Below are 14,363 nucleotides of genomic sequence, written 5' to 3'. Positions count from 1 at the left end.
TATGGTTTAAAGCTTTTCGAAAATTTACTTTAGTGGATTAGTTAATTGAGGTGATAATAATGAAGAATATATTAGGGAGAGAAATGCCTGAATATATAGAGGGCTATGGAAAAGTTACTCCTTTTGAAGGTGCATTTAAGCATGTTGGCATTAAAATAAAAAAAGAAGTAAAAGTAAACTCAGTAACTCCAAATGAAGAAAAAGTTTTAAATAGTATAGAGGAAGTTTTGGAAAAGGTTGAACTTGCGGATGGTATGACCATCTCTTTTCATCATCATTTAAGAAATGGGGACTACGTCCTAAACACAGTTTTAGCAGCTATTGAAAGTAAGGGTATAAAAAATATTACTCTTGCAGTAAGCTCTATTTTCCCAAACCATTCCCCTTTAATCGAGCATATCAAAAATGGCGTAGTTACAAAAATAGTGACTAACTATATGTCAGGTCCTGTGGCTCAAGAGATTTCCAGAGGGATATTAAAAACGCCAGTGATAATGCATACCCATGGTGGACGTGCTAGAGCAATAGAAAGTGGAGATTTACATATAGATGTAGCTTTCATTGCAGCCCCTACAGCAGACACTTATGGAAACGTTAATGGATTATATGGAAAATCAGCTTGTGGAGCGCTAGGCTATGCAGTATCAGATGCCGAGTGTGCAGATAGGGTAGTAGCAATAACAGATAATTTGGTGCCTTATCCAACTTGCCCCATAGAAATTAGTCAGATATATGTAGACTATGTTCTAAAGGTAGATTCTATTGGTGATCCAGCTGGAATAGTATCTGGAACAACACAAATTACTAATGACCCAGTAGGACTTAAAATAGCTAAAATGGCCAGTGACGTTATGGTGGCAACAGGTCTTGTTAAAGACGAAATGTCCTTTCAAACCGGTGCAGGTGGAATATCACTCGCTGTAGCTGCAGAGCTAAGAAAATATATGAAGCTACACGGTATAGTTGGAAGTTTTGCCTCAGGTGGAATAACTGGATATATTGTAGATATGTTTAAAGAAGGGTTATTTAGATCCTTATTTGATGTACAGTGTTTTGATTTGCAAGCAGTACAGTCCTATGTAAGTACGCATAAACATCAAAGAATGTCTGCTTCCATGTACGGAAATCCAGATAACAAAGGCGCGGTTGTAAATAATCTAGACATAGTTATCTTAGGTGCTACAGAAATAGACACAAACTTTAATGTTAATGTAACCACTGGTTCAGATGGTGCCATCATGGGTGGCTCTGGAGGCCATAGTGATACAGCAGCAGGAGCTAAACTTACAATAATTGTTACGCAATTAATGAAGGCAAGACTTCCAATTATAAAAGATAAGGTAACAACAATAACTACTCCAGGGGAGTGCATTGATGTTATTGTAACAGAAAGAGGAATAGCTGTTAATCCAAAGAGATTAGATATAATTGAAAAATTAAAGAAAACTAATCTTCCTATAATGACAATTGAAGAGCTAAAAGCAATAGCTGAAAAAATGACAGGTAAACCAAAGGCAATTGCGGTAACAGATCAAATAGTTGCAGTTATAGAATATAGAGATGGTACAGTAATAGATGTGGTTAGAAAGCCACTATAAAATATAAATTAAGTGATTTTTAAGATATTGGTCTAACTACAAAGTTAGATCAATATCTTTTTTTTACTTATTTATAGTTTTAATTTCAAAAAAATTAAGTTTTATAATTATCAATGTACGCTTCAGACCATATAGAATATTAAACAATGAATTTTTTAAAACTAACATTTAAACATATACTTCTAGCATTAATTCATTTTAAGGAGGGACCTTACTATAATATAATTTATATGTAGAACAAAGAGAATCTCAAAATTCCGCGGGATAATACTCAATTTTGCAAGAAGTCTTTATATTAATAAAAGGGGGAAATATTATGAGGAAAAACCGTATCATTGCGCTAATAACATGTGTTTTTATCACTTCAACGCTTATAGGTTGTAAAAAAGATGCTGAAAAAGAGATTAATTACATATGAAATCTAATAGATCTATTATAAAGACAGGAGTGTTTTACTTTGAAAACAGTCCTATTTTATAATATGTTTATTTATTTTTAATTAAATATTCACTTGGGGGGTAGCCCTTTACTTTTTTGAAGGTTTTTGAAAAGGCTAGCTGATCGGGATAACCAACTGAACGAGATACATCGCTTATTCTCAATTTATTATTTTGTTTCAAAAGTTCACAAGCCTTATTAACTCTATATTGAATTAAAAAGCTTTCAGGAGATATATCTAATGAAGTTTTGAAGAGGCTACTAAAATAACTTCTATTTAAACCAATATGTTCGGCAATATTTTTTACGGACATACTTCTCGAGTAATTCATTTCTATATATTCTATAGCCTTTAGAATATATTCATGCTTATAATTTGTTGTTTCTTTAACGTCAGACTCTCCGATTAGTATTGATAATAATAGATACAAATATCCGAGCATTCTAATTTCACGAGCATGTTCAAGTTTTGTACTTTCAAAAATTTCATTTAAGTATTCAAAAATAAGGCCTGAACTCTTTGTATTTATTATTGGATTATGTTTGCTTAATCCAATTTGCCTAATGTACTCGGGAGCTTTTATTCCATTAAAACCTACCCATATATAGTTCCAAGGAGTATTTTTGTCAGCTTCATAATAGGTAATATCCCCAGGACATATCAAAAATCCTTGATTTTCTTTTATTTCGAAAGTGAGATTATCTATGGAGAGCGTTCCACAGCCCTCTGTAACAAAGTGAATTAAGTAGTGATCCCTAATTGCAGGCCCATAAGAATGCTTGGGTCTACAGTTTTCCCAGCCACACTGATAAACAATTAAATTCGAGTCATATTTGTTTGTAATTTGTAGGATTAACTCTTCCATAAGAAAATCGTTCATATGAACCTCCTAGTGAGTTTACTCTAACATTGAACTATATACTAATAACATAATACCATATATATTAACTTACATACTATTTATAATTATAAATGAGATTAAGAATAAAGAAAAAAATAGAAAAATCAATTGGAGGAATAATTATGATAAAAATAGCCTTTATGGGAGCTGGGAGCACAATTTTCGCAAAAAATGTATTAGGGGATGTTATGCTAACTCCAGCACTTAGAGATTCAGAAATTGCACTTTATGACATAGATTACAAGAGGTTAAAAGAGTCAGAAGTAATATTAAACAGTATTAATAAAAATTCAAATAGCAATCGGGCTAAGATTATAGCTTATTCAGATAGAAAAGAAGCTTTACGAGGAGCAAAATATGTAGTAAATGCAATTCAAGTGGGTGGATATGAGCCATGTACTGTAACTGACTTTGAAATTGCGAAAAAGTATGGTCTGCGTCAAACTATTGGTGATACTTTGGGGATTGGTGGAATTTTTAGGGCGCTAAGAACAATTCCTGTACTACTTGATTTTGCAAAAGATATGGAGGAAGTTTGTCCGGATGCATGGTTTTTAAATTACACAAATCCAATGTCAATATTAACAGGAGCTATGCTCAGAGGGACAAATATCAAAACCGTTGGATTATGTCATAGTGTCCAAGTATGCGCAGAGCATCTATTGAAGGGATTGGAAATGGAAGGCGACAATGTTCAATGTAAAATAGCAGGGATTAATCATATGGCTTGGCTATTAGAGGTTACAAGAAATGGAGAAAGTTTATACCCAGAAATTAAGAAAAGGGCATTACAAAGAGAAACACCTCATGGAGATATGGTACGTTATGAAATAATGAAACAATTTGGATATTACGTAACTGAGTCAAGTGAACATAATGCAGAGTACATGCCTTATTTTATAAAAGATAAGTATCCAGAGTTAATTGAAAAATTTAATATACCATTAGATGAATACCCAAGAAGATGTATAGCTCAAATAAAAGCATGGGAGCAAATGGGTAAGGATTTGGTAAGTAATAAAAACGTTGAGCACAAAAGAACAACTGAGTATGCTTCATATATAATGGAAGCTATGGAAACTGATATACCATATAAAATTGGTGGAAATGTATTAAACGATGGATTAATAACCAATCTACCTAAAGATGCAATAGTAGAAGTCCCTTGCTTAGTTGATAGAAGTGGGGTAACACCATGTTATGTTGGTGAACTTCCACCTCAATTAGCAGCACTGAATAGAAACAGTATTAATTCACAGTTATTAACAATAGAAGCTGCAATGACAGGTAAGAAGGAATATATTTATCATGCTGCGCTGCTTGATCCTCATACTTCATCAGAGTTATCAATAGATGATATTATTTCTTTATGTGATGATTTAATTGAAGCTCATGGTGATTGGTTGCCTAAATTTTTGTAAACTATTGATTGTCTTTTGAGTACAGGCATTAATTTAATAAAAGGAGATGGATTTACATCTCCTTTTATACTATATATAATTATAGCATTAAATATTGCGATGGTTTTAAATTGGGAGGTAAGAAAGTGAAAGAGATAAAAACAAGTAAACATATTATTAATGTAGATGGTGATGAAGGTCTGAGTCTAAGCCTTACCAGTGAAGAATCTGAGAAAGGATTGGAAATTGTAAAACTAAGATTTAGCTCACTGGTGCCAATCCATATGCCTAAAATTACAATCTCATGGAAGCATCCCATTATTGATATACACTCCTATTGGTATCCTACTGCCTTCAAAAACAAAGCTTTTCATGCTGATTGGGCGAGAGGGTTCTTTTCTAAGGCAACAAGTTCGGCACCGGTCTCATGTTTATATAATATGAGTGGGAAAAACAGGCTTACTTGTGCATTTTCAGATGCATTGAATACGGTAAATATGAATATGGGAATACATGAAGAAGATGGTACCTTTGAATGTAAAATTGTACTTTTTACTGAACCTTCAAAAAAAGTATTAACATATGAAGGGGAGCTGAGATTAGACACAAGAAACATTCCTTACTACGAAAGCTTAAAGGATGTTTCAAAATGGTGGGAAACATTTAAACAGTACAAGCCCGCATTTGTGCCAGAATTTGCAAAGCAGCCAATGTATTCAACTTGGTATAGCTTCCATCAAGAACTCATAGAGGGTGAAGTGGAAAAACAATGCAGCATAGCTAAAGGGTTAGGATGTGAAACTATTATCGTAGATGATGGATGGCAAACATCTGATAACAATAGAGGATATGCTTATTGTGGGGATTGGAAGGTTGCAAAAGAGAGAATTTCTAACATGAGAGAGCATGTAAAGAGAGTACATGATATAGGTCTAAAATATATGCTTTGGTATAGTGTCCCTTTTGTTGGAATACATTCAGAGGCTTGGAATAGATTTAAGGACAATATATTGTCCTACGATGAACATTTAAAGACAGGGGTGCTTGACCCAAGATATCCTGAGGTTAGAGAGTATTTAATTTCGATATATGAAAATGCGGTTATAGAGTGGGACTTAGATGGACTAAAGCTAGATTTTGTAGATGAGTTTGATCTAACAGTTAATGGGCTAGATAATTATAATGAGTTTATGGATTTTGAATCAGTTCAAGAAGCTGTAGATTGTTTATTAAGTACTGTAATTGAAAAGCTTAGAGCTATTAAGCCTGATTTTATGATTGAATTTAGACAAAGATATATAGGTCCCTGTATGAGGACGTATGGTAATATATTCAGAGTTTCAGACTGTCCTAATGATGCAATAACTAATAGAATAGGATCAATGGATATTAGATTGCTTTGTGGAAATACTGCTGCTCATTCAGATATGATAATGTGGAGCACTGAAGATAATGTGGAAAGTGCAGCATTACAGTTTATAAACATATTATTTTCTGTACCTCAATTGTCTATGAGATTTGAAAATTTAACTGAAGAACATTTTAAAATGAGTAGATTTTGGCTTAACTTCTGGAAGAAGCATAGAGATGTGCTTATAGACGGAAAACTAACTCCTTACTATCCTGAATTAAACTATCCATTAATTGCTTCAAGTACAGAAAAAGAATATATAGTGGTTGTATATTCAGAACTTGTTGTGCATTTAAGTGAAGAGACAATTAGAAATGTTATATTAGTAAATGGAACACTAAAGGGTAAAGTTTATCTTGAAATAGAAGATAATTTTGGAGAAAGAGATATTGAAGTGCTAAACTGCTGTGGTGAGTTAGTTAGAAGAGAAAAAATAAGTTTAAATAAAGGACTTTTGAGTATTGACATACCAGCTTCTGGAGTAGCATATTTAACCTCTTAATTAATAAAGAGGTTGCCTATTCTAGGTGCACTCTTAAAAAAGCCTAAAAGCCAGATAGTTATTTACTGGGATTTAGGCTCTTTTTGTTTTGGTCGAGATAAATTTTTTTTGTGGATTTTCATTTGACTTTTTATAAAAATGGAATAAGGGTAAGATAATCTGATCTTTCACTTGAAATATCTAGCCTAACTATATATATTAGCTTTTGTTGCTTAATAAATATATAATAGATTGTAAAGGTAATATATTGGGCACTTACATAAGGGGGATTTGTATGTATGGATTTAATGTTGAGAAAATTAATCTGAAGGATGAAGAGAAAGTAAAAGAAGTAAAAAAATTTCTACAAACCTTTCAACTACTACTTGATGATAACGTGGACTATACTATAGTTATTAGGCAAAATGGAGAGATTAAAGCCACTTGTTCTAAGTCTAAAAACGTATTTAAATGTTTCGCAGTCTCAGATGATTTAAGAGGAACCGGGGTATCAGCTATACTTATGGGAGCAGTAGCGGATAAACTTTTTGAGGAAGGTATTTATCATAGTTTTATATTTACTAAGGTAGCGAACATAGATATATTCACCTCTCTTGGGTACAAACTTATACACAAAATAGAAAATGTAGCTCTTCTTGAGAGTGGAATATATGATATAAAAAAATATTTAGGGGATCTTCAAGTGGAATATAATATAGAGGGAGCCAAAAGCAAGTCAGCAATAGTTATGAATTGCAATCCCTTTACTTTAGGGCACAGGTATTTGATAGAAGAGGCCGCGAGGCAATCTGCAGAGGTACTAGTATTTATAGTTGAAGAAGATAAATCCTCATTCCCGTTTATTTATAGATATAATATGGTCAAAGAGGGTGTTTCCCATTTACATAATGTACGGGTTATTAAAGGCGGGGAATACATCATATCAGAGGCTACATTCCCAACATATTTCTTAAGAAGAAAAGATGAAATACTAAAGGCCTATACAACCCTGGATGCATCAATTTTCGGAAGATATTTTTGTAAAACTCTAAATATAACTAAAAGATTTATAGGAGAAGAACCATACTGCGAAGTTACAAATGCTTATAATGACGCTTTAAAAGAGATTCTCTCTACCTATGGAGTAGAAGTTGTAGAGGTAAAAAGAAAGGTTCTTATGGGGGATATTATAAGTGCTTCAAAGGTTAGAAAATTGATTGTAGAAGGAAAAATAGCAGATATTCAGAATATAGTCCCTAGTTCAACTTGGGAATTTTTAAATACTGTGGTAGGAAAGGAGATAATGGAGCGGATCAAGTTTAGCGATTCTCCCCATTAACATGATATGTATACAGCAGAAGATATATTGCAAGGTAGAGAAAGAAGAATTGAGTTTCAAGAGAAACTAGTCCAAAAATATAAGATGCCAATACTAGTTATAAGAGTAAACTATCCGGGTCTTAACAAAGATAATCGTTTTTCACAAGAAATAACTGTGATCATAGAGCAAATGATAAGCGAAATGTTTTCTTATGCTATTCAGTATAAAATAATGACCACAACTGCAGAAGGTCCACTTGTTATTATGTGTATAAACAAAAATGCGAGAGATATCAAATCAACTACACTTGATATAGAAGATAAGCATCTTTTAGGAAGATGTGTAGATATAGATGTATATGATGAAAATGGCAGAGGCATAAGTCGAGAAGAGTTTGGATTAGGTATGAGGAAATGCTATATTTGCGATGACATAGCTCATAATTGTGTAAGAAGTAAAAAACACAGTTTCGATGAAGTTGAGGGATTTATTAAAAGAAAATTTGCGGAATATATGGAGAAATTTTATGGAAAATAAATATGTAATATGTAGTGAAGCTTTTGTTATAGCATCTTATGCAATTGAAGCGATGTTATGTGAAGTGGCTTCATATCCATCACCTGGGCTAGTGTCATCCATATCAAAAGGGTCTCATGTAGATATGGACCACTATTCTTTTATTAAAAGCACATCTATCCTGAGTAAGTATATGGTGTTATTTGCGCAGGAGGGGTACTCAAACAGAACTCCTAAAGAAATATTTGCGGCTATACGACATATAGGAATAGAAGCGGAGAGTGAAATGTTTAAAGGCACTAAGGGCGTCAACACTCATAAAGGTATGATTTTTCTTTTAGGGATAAGTTGTGCAGCTGTCACCAAAGCAATGCATGACAAGAAAAATTTTGAGGGCATTCAAGATATAATAAAACAAATGACTAAAGGCCTTGTTGTGAATGAACTATGCTATATGAATAAGGATAAAGTCAAAAGCTACGGGGAAAAGTTATTTCTGAAATATAAGGTTGAAGGAATAAGAGGCCAAGTAGAGCGAGGGATTCCCCTAGTATTTGATTATTCACTTAAAGTATATAGTGAAAATAGTGATTTAAAATTGAATAATAGATTAATACACACGCTCATATCCATTATGCAATTTTGTGAGGATTCAAATGTTCTTCACAGACATTCAATGGACACATTAGGCGAGGTAAAGCAAAAGGCAAAACATATAATTTCACTGGGAGGAATGACTACGGAAATTGGGGAAGCATCAATAGTAGCATTGGATAGCGAATTTATAAAACGCAACATAAGCCCGGGAGGATCCGCAGACATACTAGCCGTAACTGTATTTTTTAATTCTGTAGAGGATTATTTTAACCACATTTCAGCAACTTAGGGGATAATTTAATACTTTATAACAACTGTTTATGATTTTTGTGGATAAACTAGTTTTAAAAATTAAATTGTGGGTAACTTCAGGGAGAATCAATTAATATAATGTTATTATGATATAAAAGTGTCTTCATGAACATTCAAGGATTGTAATCACATATCGAATCGCATAAAAAAGCCTCTATATTAGTTTTAAATATAGAGGCTTTTTTATGCGACTAAGTCGGGCTAAAAGAAAATGTTGTATTAATGATGTTTAATATTCTTTTTAATCCATTAAAAAAAGCTACTGATTTATCGGCAGCCTTTTCTCGATGTCTTTATATCTTCGATGCCTTCAACCTCCAAATGTTTCAACGCTCATAGAAAAGTATATATTACGTAAATTGCATTCGAACAAGCTTTAGTAATTCTTAGCTAATTTTAATGGGAGATGCGTTAAGAAAAGTGCATGTTTGAGCGCTAGCGAGTTTGCACTTTTTAGTATCTCTCAGTAAAATTAGTTTAGAATTACTTAGCAAAGTGAGATGCAATTGTAGTAATATATACTTTTTTTTGTCACTATTAATGTTTTAAAACGTATATAAGATAGAAACAAAGTCCATCCGAAGGGGGGAAATGCAAGTGGGGGAAGATTCGAATTTAATCCAAAGCATATTAGACGGAAATGTTGATAGTTTTAATATATTAGTTAACAAATATGAAGGTATAGTTTTAAGGTTTATCTATAACATGATAAAAGATAAAGAAGCTTCAGAGGACATAACTCAAGAGGTTTTCATTACAGTTTACAATAAACTTTATCTTTATGATAAAACCCATAAGTTTTTAAATTGGCTACTTCAAATTTCTAAAAATAAATCTATTGACTATATACGAAAATATAAAAGGGTATATGAATCAAACATAGAGGATATACCAAACATTACATCAAAAGAAATGTCACCAGAACAGTCTGCAGAATTCATGGAGACTAAACAAAATGTAGAAACTTATTTAAATAGCTTAAATGAAGTAGATAGGCAGATACTAATTATAAGATATTCACAAAACCTTTCATTTTATGATTTGTCACAAATTTTAGAAATGACAGAATCTAATGTAAAACGGAGATACTATAGGAGTAGACAAAATTTTAAAACTTTTATATCTCAAAAGGTAAAGGGGTGTAAATAATGAATTGTAATATATTTAAAAATGGGTTAGATGATTATGTACTAGGAAACACTTCAAATGATTTAAAAATTGCATTAGAAAAACACATGGATGGATGCGAAAGCTGCAGAAGGCTATATGAGGAAGAGGTTAAAATAGATAAAGATTTTAAGCAGGTTTTATCAATAGGCGGTATAGAATTTAATAGCTCAAGGGCTGGTATAATCAACTCTATAGATAAAAATAGATATAGTAAAAAGACTTCAAATAAAATTTTATACAATTTTAAAAGATATAAAAACAGATATTTATCATATGCAGTAGCTGTTATGGCTATGATAGTAATCCTTCCAATTATGTTAAAGGGCTTTGCTGGAGGGAACTATAAAACAGCCGCAAATAAACCCACAACTATGGCGGATTCAAGTTCAAAAGATAGCTCTAATAGCAGTGCGAAAGTTGGTGCGGTTAGCCCAGAAAGTAGCATAGCAATGGAAAAAACCGATCAAAAGAATGTTCCACTACAGAATGGGCCATTGCAATTTCAAAAGAGCATAATAGCAAAGCTACCTATCCTAAGTTATGAGCTTAAATGGAAAAACTCTATAGATGGGAAAAGGTCTGCGGCTATAGATACAGTCATTGGAGGAGATGTAGATTTTGGGATACACATAATTTATATTAAAAATTTAAGTACCAATGAAATAGTAAAGTATGAAGTTGTTAATAATGAAAGGCAATTCACACCAAGAAATATAGAATGGTGGGACAATGAGCATTTAATAATTGTGGCTGGTTATGGATATGGTACCATAGAGTATGGTTCAGAGGTGTATAGTTTAAATGTTAATACTGCTGAACTTTCTACCTTATACCAGAGAAAAGATAAAAAACAGCAAATAGTGGATTTTAAAGTAGTTGGGAAGGATTTAATATTTCAATTATTAATCTATGATGATGATACCTATAATGATTATCATAAAGGTTCTGGTAAGATGACGTTGTCACAATTAGACAAATCCTCGGATATTCAAATTATAAGTGACGGGAAAAAATAAAGTTTAAAATAAGATTCAAAGTGGAGTAACTGTGTCCCAGGAGAATGAATCAACGATATGTTTTTATAAGAAGCTTGGATTTTATCCTAATACCTTATATATGCAACAAAAATAGAAAAGTTATAAATGAATTATTTATAAAAATACCCTATTATTCTGAAAATTGAATTTTACGGTGTTTTTATTATGTACGATTGATTCTAAATTATGATTCTTCACAATGTTCATATATGTAGTCACAATAAACCCATATCAATCTGATATGGGTTTTTATAATATCGGTTCATTGTTATGAATAATGAACTAAATGTAATGGCAAATAAAATTCATTTTCAATATTTATAACTATCCTCGGATTCATACACTATATAAGAAGCTGTAGTAATATATACTTTTCTCCTTTTTCATATGATATAATAAAATCACTCATAAATATGTGAAATAAAGGTGAAACTATGGATAAATCAGGAAAATTGTATGTAAAAGCAATGAATAAATATAATGATGGATATATAGACAAAGCATTATCTCTTTGTGAAAAAAGCATTGCTCTAAATATTACAAATGCTGCAGCTTTAAATTTGAAGGGCATTTTATATTATTTAAAAGGTGACTTAGAAAGTGCTAAAAAAATGTGGAATATAAATTATAAAAGAAATAATGATAAAGTATCAAAAAAATATCTAAAAGATAGTACAAGGGATAAGGAAAAATTACAATTGTATGTTGATGCCTTGGATTTAATAAAGCGTTTTAATATATCTGGTGCTCTAGAAATTCTTAAGCAATGTGAAAACAGCCACTTTAATTTTATAAATGTTAATAATCTTGTTAGCCTTTGTTATATTAAGCAAGGGGAATATGATAAAGCGCTACCTTACATAATGGATGTTTTAAAAACAGATAAAAAAAATACTGCAGCTATTATGAATAAAAAAACCCTAATAGAATATGGTAACTTAAAACGACAAATAAATTATAAAAAGATAACTATAGTAACTGCTAGTATAGTTTTAGCTATTTCTGTGCTGTTACTAAGCAAGGCATATATGTATAAGCTAAGAAATCCTTCAATAATGGGCATAAAAAAGGTTGAAGAAAATACTCAGTTAGTCAAGGAAAGTAAAAGCGTTAGTGAAGAAAAAACTATAGCAAATAAACCTATAGTAAATAAACCCAAAGAAAAGCTGCAATTCCCACAAGAAAAATTTGCAGAGGCTATAAAGACTAAGAATATGGAGCAAATTGTTGAGTATGTTAATCAGTGGAAGAATGCTGATGTGGAAATGAATGATAAATTACTTATGGTAAAAGCCCAAGAACTTATTAAGAGTGATGGAATAGTTTATTTTTATGAAAGTGGCCTAAAGTATATGGAAGATAAAAAGTTCATTGAAGCTGAAAAATGTTTTTTATTTGCATTACCATATTCTAAAGATAATTATTTAAATGAACATATAATTTATATGTTAGCTCTTAGTTACAAATCTGGTTCTGATTTTCAAAATGCGGTTGTATACTATGAACTTTGTTTAAAACAATTTCCCAAGGGAAGTTACACTCAGGAAATTTTATATAATTTAATTGTTATAAATAAAGATATAGATATAGCGAAAGCAAAGGGTTATGCAGAAAAATTAATAAAACAATTTCCGGATTCACAATATAATAACACTATAGTGAAAAATATATTAAGTAGTTAGAGACATTTTTGTATTTTAGTTTGGGCATACTAATTCTGAAATATGCAATAGTTTCAACTTGAATAATTAAGTTTGATAGTTAAGTAAAAACCTAATTTTAACAAATAAATTAAAATATTATTGACTAGTCACATAATAAGGTATACAATAATATTATAGAATATACCCTAACGGGGTATAACAACTGGAGGTAATAATATGATTAAAGAAGTTAATGATAAGAATTTTGATGAGGAAATTGGGAATTCAGAAAATATAGTTGTAGTTGATTTTTGGGCACCTTGGTGTGGACCTTGTAGAATGTTAAGTCCAGTAATTGAAGAATTAGCAAAAGAAATGGGAAAAGAAGTTAAATTTGCAAAAGTTAACGTAGATGAAAACCCTATGATCTCATCCAAGTATAGAATTGCAAGTATTCCAACGGTTATGGTATTTAGTAAAGATACAGTTAAAGATACTATGGTAGGATTTAGACCTAAAGCGGACATAAAGAAAATAATTGAAAGACACTTATAAAATTATATAGGAATATTTTGGAGATAGGTTATTTAAATTTTTATAATTTAAATAAATATCTCCATTTTATGGATTACAGACCTTATGAGGAGGAAAATAATGGGAGAAAGATATGATATAGCTATAATTGGAACGGGACCAGCTGGGCTTGAAGCAGCTATTAATGCTAAAATTAGAAATAAAAACATAATACTTTTCGGTAGTAAGGAATTAAGTCCTAAATTAGTAAAAGCACCAAAAGTAAATAATTTTTTAGGGTTTTATAATCTTACCGGAAAAGAGCTTAAAAACCATTTTGCAGCACATATTGAAGCCATGGGCATAGGTATTGTAAATGAGAGAATAAATAATGTTTACGCTATGGGTGATTACTTTGCACTAATGGTAAATGATAAAATATATGAGGCCAAAGCATTAATTATAGCCACAGGCATAGAATACACTAAGCCATTAAAAGGCGAAGAAAAGTTATTAGGAAAAGGAGTAGGCTACTGCGCTACCTGTGATGCTCCATTATACAAAGGGAAAACAGTTGTTGTAGTAGGCTATAACAAAGAAAGTGAAGAAGAAACTAATTTTGTCAGTGAATTGTGTGGCAAAACATATTTTATTCCTATGTATAGAGGGGAATATAAACTAAACCCTAATGTAGATATAATAAGTCATAAACCTGTAGAAATAGTAGGTGTTGATAGAGTCACTAAGCTTATTTTAGATCATGGTGAAATAATTACAGATGGGATTTTCATGCTAAGAGATAGTTTATCACCAGGCCAATTGGTTCCAGGGCTAGACATAGAGGAAGGTCATATAAAAGTAGATAGAAATATGCAAACAAACATAGAAGGCTGCTATGCTGCAGGAGACTGTACAGGAAAGCCATATCAGTATATGAAGTCAGCAGGTGAAGGCCTGGTAGCTGCATTAGGTGCAGTTGCTTATTTGGATTTGCTTAAGAAATAAATATAGGTAGTTAACTGTA

The 14,363-nt window shown here is 31.7% G+C and carries 12 protein-coding genes; 11 read left to right on the top strand and 1 reads right to left on the bottom strand.

Going from position 1 to position 14,363, the window contains the following annotated elements; genetic code table 11:
- Positions 1-59 precede the first annotated feature (59 nt).
- A complete protein-coding gene (gene citF, locus G9F72_RS24315; protein WP_164959222.1) occupies positions 60-1,598 on the top strand; it encodes a citrate lyase subunit alpha in 1,539 nt (512 codons plus the stop codon).
- Positions 1,599-2,083: 485 nt separating this feature from the next.
- On the opposite strand, the gene G9F72_RS24310 is transcribed toward citF, so the two are convergent.
- Entirely contained in the window at positions 2,084-2,917 is an 834-nt protein-coding gene (locus tag G9F72_RS24310; RefSeq protein ID WP_224676244.1) for an AraC family transcriptional regulator, read from the bottom strand.
- A gap of 143 nt (positions 2,918-3,060) precedes the next feature.
- Between G9F72_RS24310 and G9F72_RS24305 the strand changes: the two genes are divergently transcribed.
- The 10 genes from G9F72_RS24305 to G9F72_RS24260 all read left to right on the top strand — a co-directional run bounded on the left by G9F72_RS24305 (position 3,061) and on the right by G9F72_RS24260 (position 14,344).
- Entirely contained in the window at positions 3,061-4,359 is a 1,299-nt protein-coding gene (locus tag G9F72_RS24305; RefSeq protein WP_164959221.1) for an alpha-glucosidase/alpha-galactosidase, read from the top strand.
- A gap of 125 nt (positions 4,360-4,484) precedes the next feature.
- A complete protein-coding gene (locus G9F72_RS24300; RefSeq protein ID WP_202054892.1) occupies positions 4,485-6,251 on the top strand; it encodes a glycoside hydrolase family 36 protein in 1,767 nt (588 codons plus the stop codon).
- Between the two features lie 274 nt (positions 6,252-6,525).
- Positions 6,526-7,569 carry a [citrate (pro-3S)-lyase] ligase gene (citC, locus tag G9F72_RS24295; RefSeq protein ID WP_164959219.1) on the top strand — a complete coding sequence of 348 codons (1,044 nt, stop codon included), beginning with the start codon at positions 6,526-6,528 and terminating at the stop codon, positions 7,567-7,569.
- A gap of 6 nt (positions 7,570-7,575) precedes the next feature.
- Entirely contained in the window at positions 7,576-8,088 is a 513-nt protein-coding gene (gene citX, locus G9F72_RS24290; protein ID WP_224676243.1) for a citrate lyase holo-[acyl-carrier protein] synthase, read from the top strand.
- Positions 8,078-8,953, top strand: coding sequence for a triphosphoribosyl-dephospho-CoA synthase CitG (gene citG, locus G9F72_RS24285; protein ID WP_164959217.1), 876 nt, complete (start codon positions 8,078-8,080; stop codon positions 8,951-8,953). The genes citX and citG overlap by 11 nt, the downstream gene beginning before the upstream one ends.
- A 620-nt stretch (positions 8,954-9,573) precedes the next feature.
- A complete protein-coding gene (locus G9F72_RS24280; RefSeq protein ID WP_164959216.1) occupies positions 9,574-10,125 on the top strand; it encodes an RNA polymerase sigma factor in 552 nt (183 codons plus the stop codon).
- A complete protein-coding gene (locus G9F72_RS24275; protein WP_164959292.1) occupies positions 10,125-11,162 on the top strand; it encodes a DUF4652 domain-containing protein in 1,038 nt (345 codons plus the stop codon). The genes G9F72_RS24280 and G9F72_RS24275 overlap by 1 nt, the downstream gene beginning before the upstream one ends.
- Before the next feature lie 455 nt (positions 11,163-11,617).
- On the top strand, positions 11,618-12,865 hold the full coding sequence (locus G9F72_RS24270) for a tetratricopeptide repeat protein (RefSeq protein WP_164959215.1): 1,248 nt from the start codon (positions 11,618-11,620) through the stop codon (positions 12,863-12,865).
- A 177-nt stretch (positions 12,866-13,042) separates the two neighbouring features.
- Positions 13,043-13,381, top strand: coding sequence for a thioredoxin (gene trxA / locus G9F72_RS24265; protein WP_318010985.1), 339 nt, complete (start codon positions 13,043-13,045; stop codon positions 13,379-13,381).
- A 99-nt stretch (positions 13,382-13,480) separates the two neighbouring features.
- Positions 13,481-14,344, top strand: a complete 864-nt coding sequence (locus tag G9F72_RS24260; RefSeq protein ID WP_164959213.1) for an NAD(P)/FAD-dependent oxidoreductase — start codon at positions 13,481-13,483, stop codon at positions 14,342-14,344.
- Positions 14,345-14,363: the final 19 nt, after the last annotated feature.

Origin of the sequence: Clostridium estertheticum, assembly GCF_011065935.2 — a bacterium.
Lineage (GTDB): Bacteria > Bacillota > Clostridia > Clostridiales > Clostridiaceae > Clostridium_AD > Clostridium_AD estertheticum_A.
This window is presented reverse-complemented; position numbering and strand designations above follow the sequence as displayed.

What these genes read in the sequence shown, in the direction of transcription:
- citF (WP_164959222.1), top strand. Translation starts at nt 60, where the DNA reads ATGAAGAATATATTAGGGAGAGAAATGCCTGAATATATAGAGGGCTAT.
- G9F72_RS24310 (WP_224676244.1), bottom strand. Translation starts at nt 2,917, where the DNA reads ATGAACGATTTTCTTATGGAAGAGTTAATCCTACAAATTACAAACAAA.
- G9F72_RS24305 (WP_164959221.1), top strand. Translation starts at nt 3,061, where the DNA reads ATGATAAAAATAGCCTTTATGGGAGCTGGGAGCACAATTTTCGCAAAA.
- citC (WP_164959219.1), top strand. Translation starts at nt 6,526, where the DNA reads ATGTATGGATTTAATGTTGAGAAAATTAATCTGAAGGATGAAGAGAAA.
- citX (WP_224676243.1), top strand. Translation starts at nt 7,576, where the DNA reads ATGTATACAGCAGAAGATATATTGCAAGGTAGAGAAAGAAGAATTGAG.
- citG (WP_164959217.1), top strand. Translation starts at nt 8,078, where the DNA reads ATGGAAAATAAATATGTAATATGTAGTGAAGCTTTTGTTATAGCATCT.
- G9F72_RS24275 (WP_164959292.1), top strand. Translation starts at nt 10,125, where the DNA reads ATGAATTGTAATATATTTAAAAATGGGTTAGATGATTATGTACTAGGA.
- G9F72_RS24270 (WP_164959215.1), top strand. Translation starts at nt 11,618, where the DNA reads ATGGATAAATCAGGAAAATTGTATGTAAAAGCAATGAATAAATATAAT.
- G9F72_RS24260 (WP_164959213.1), top strand. Translation starts at nt 13,481, where the DNA reads ATGGGAGAAAGATATGATATAGCTATAATTGGAACGGGACCAGCTGGG.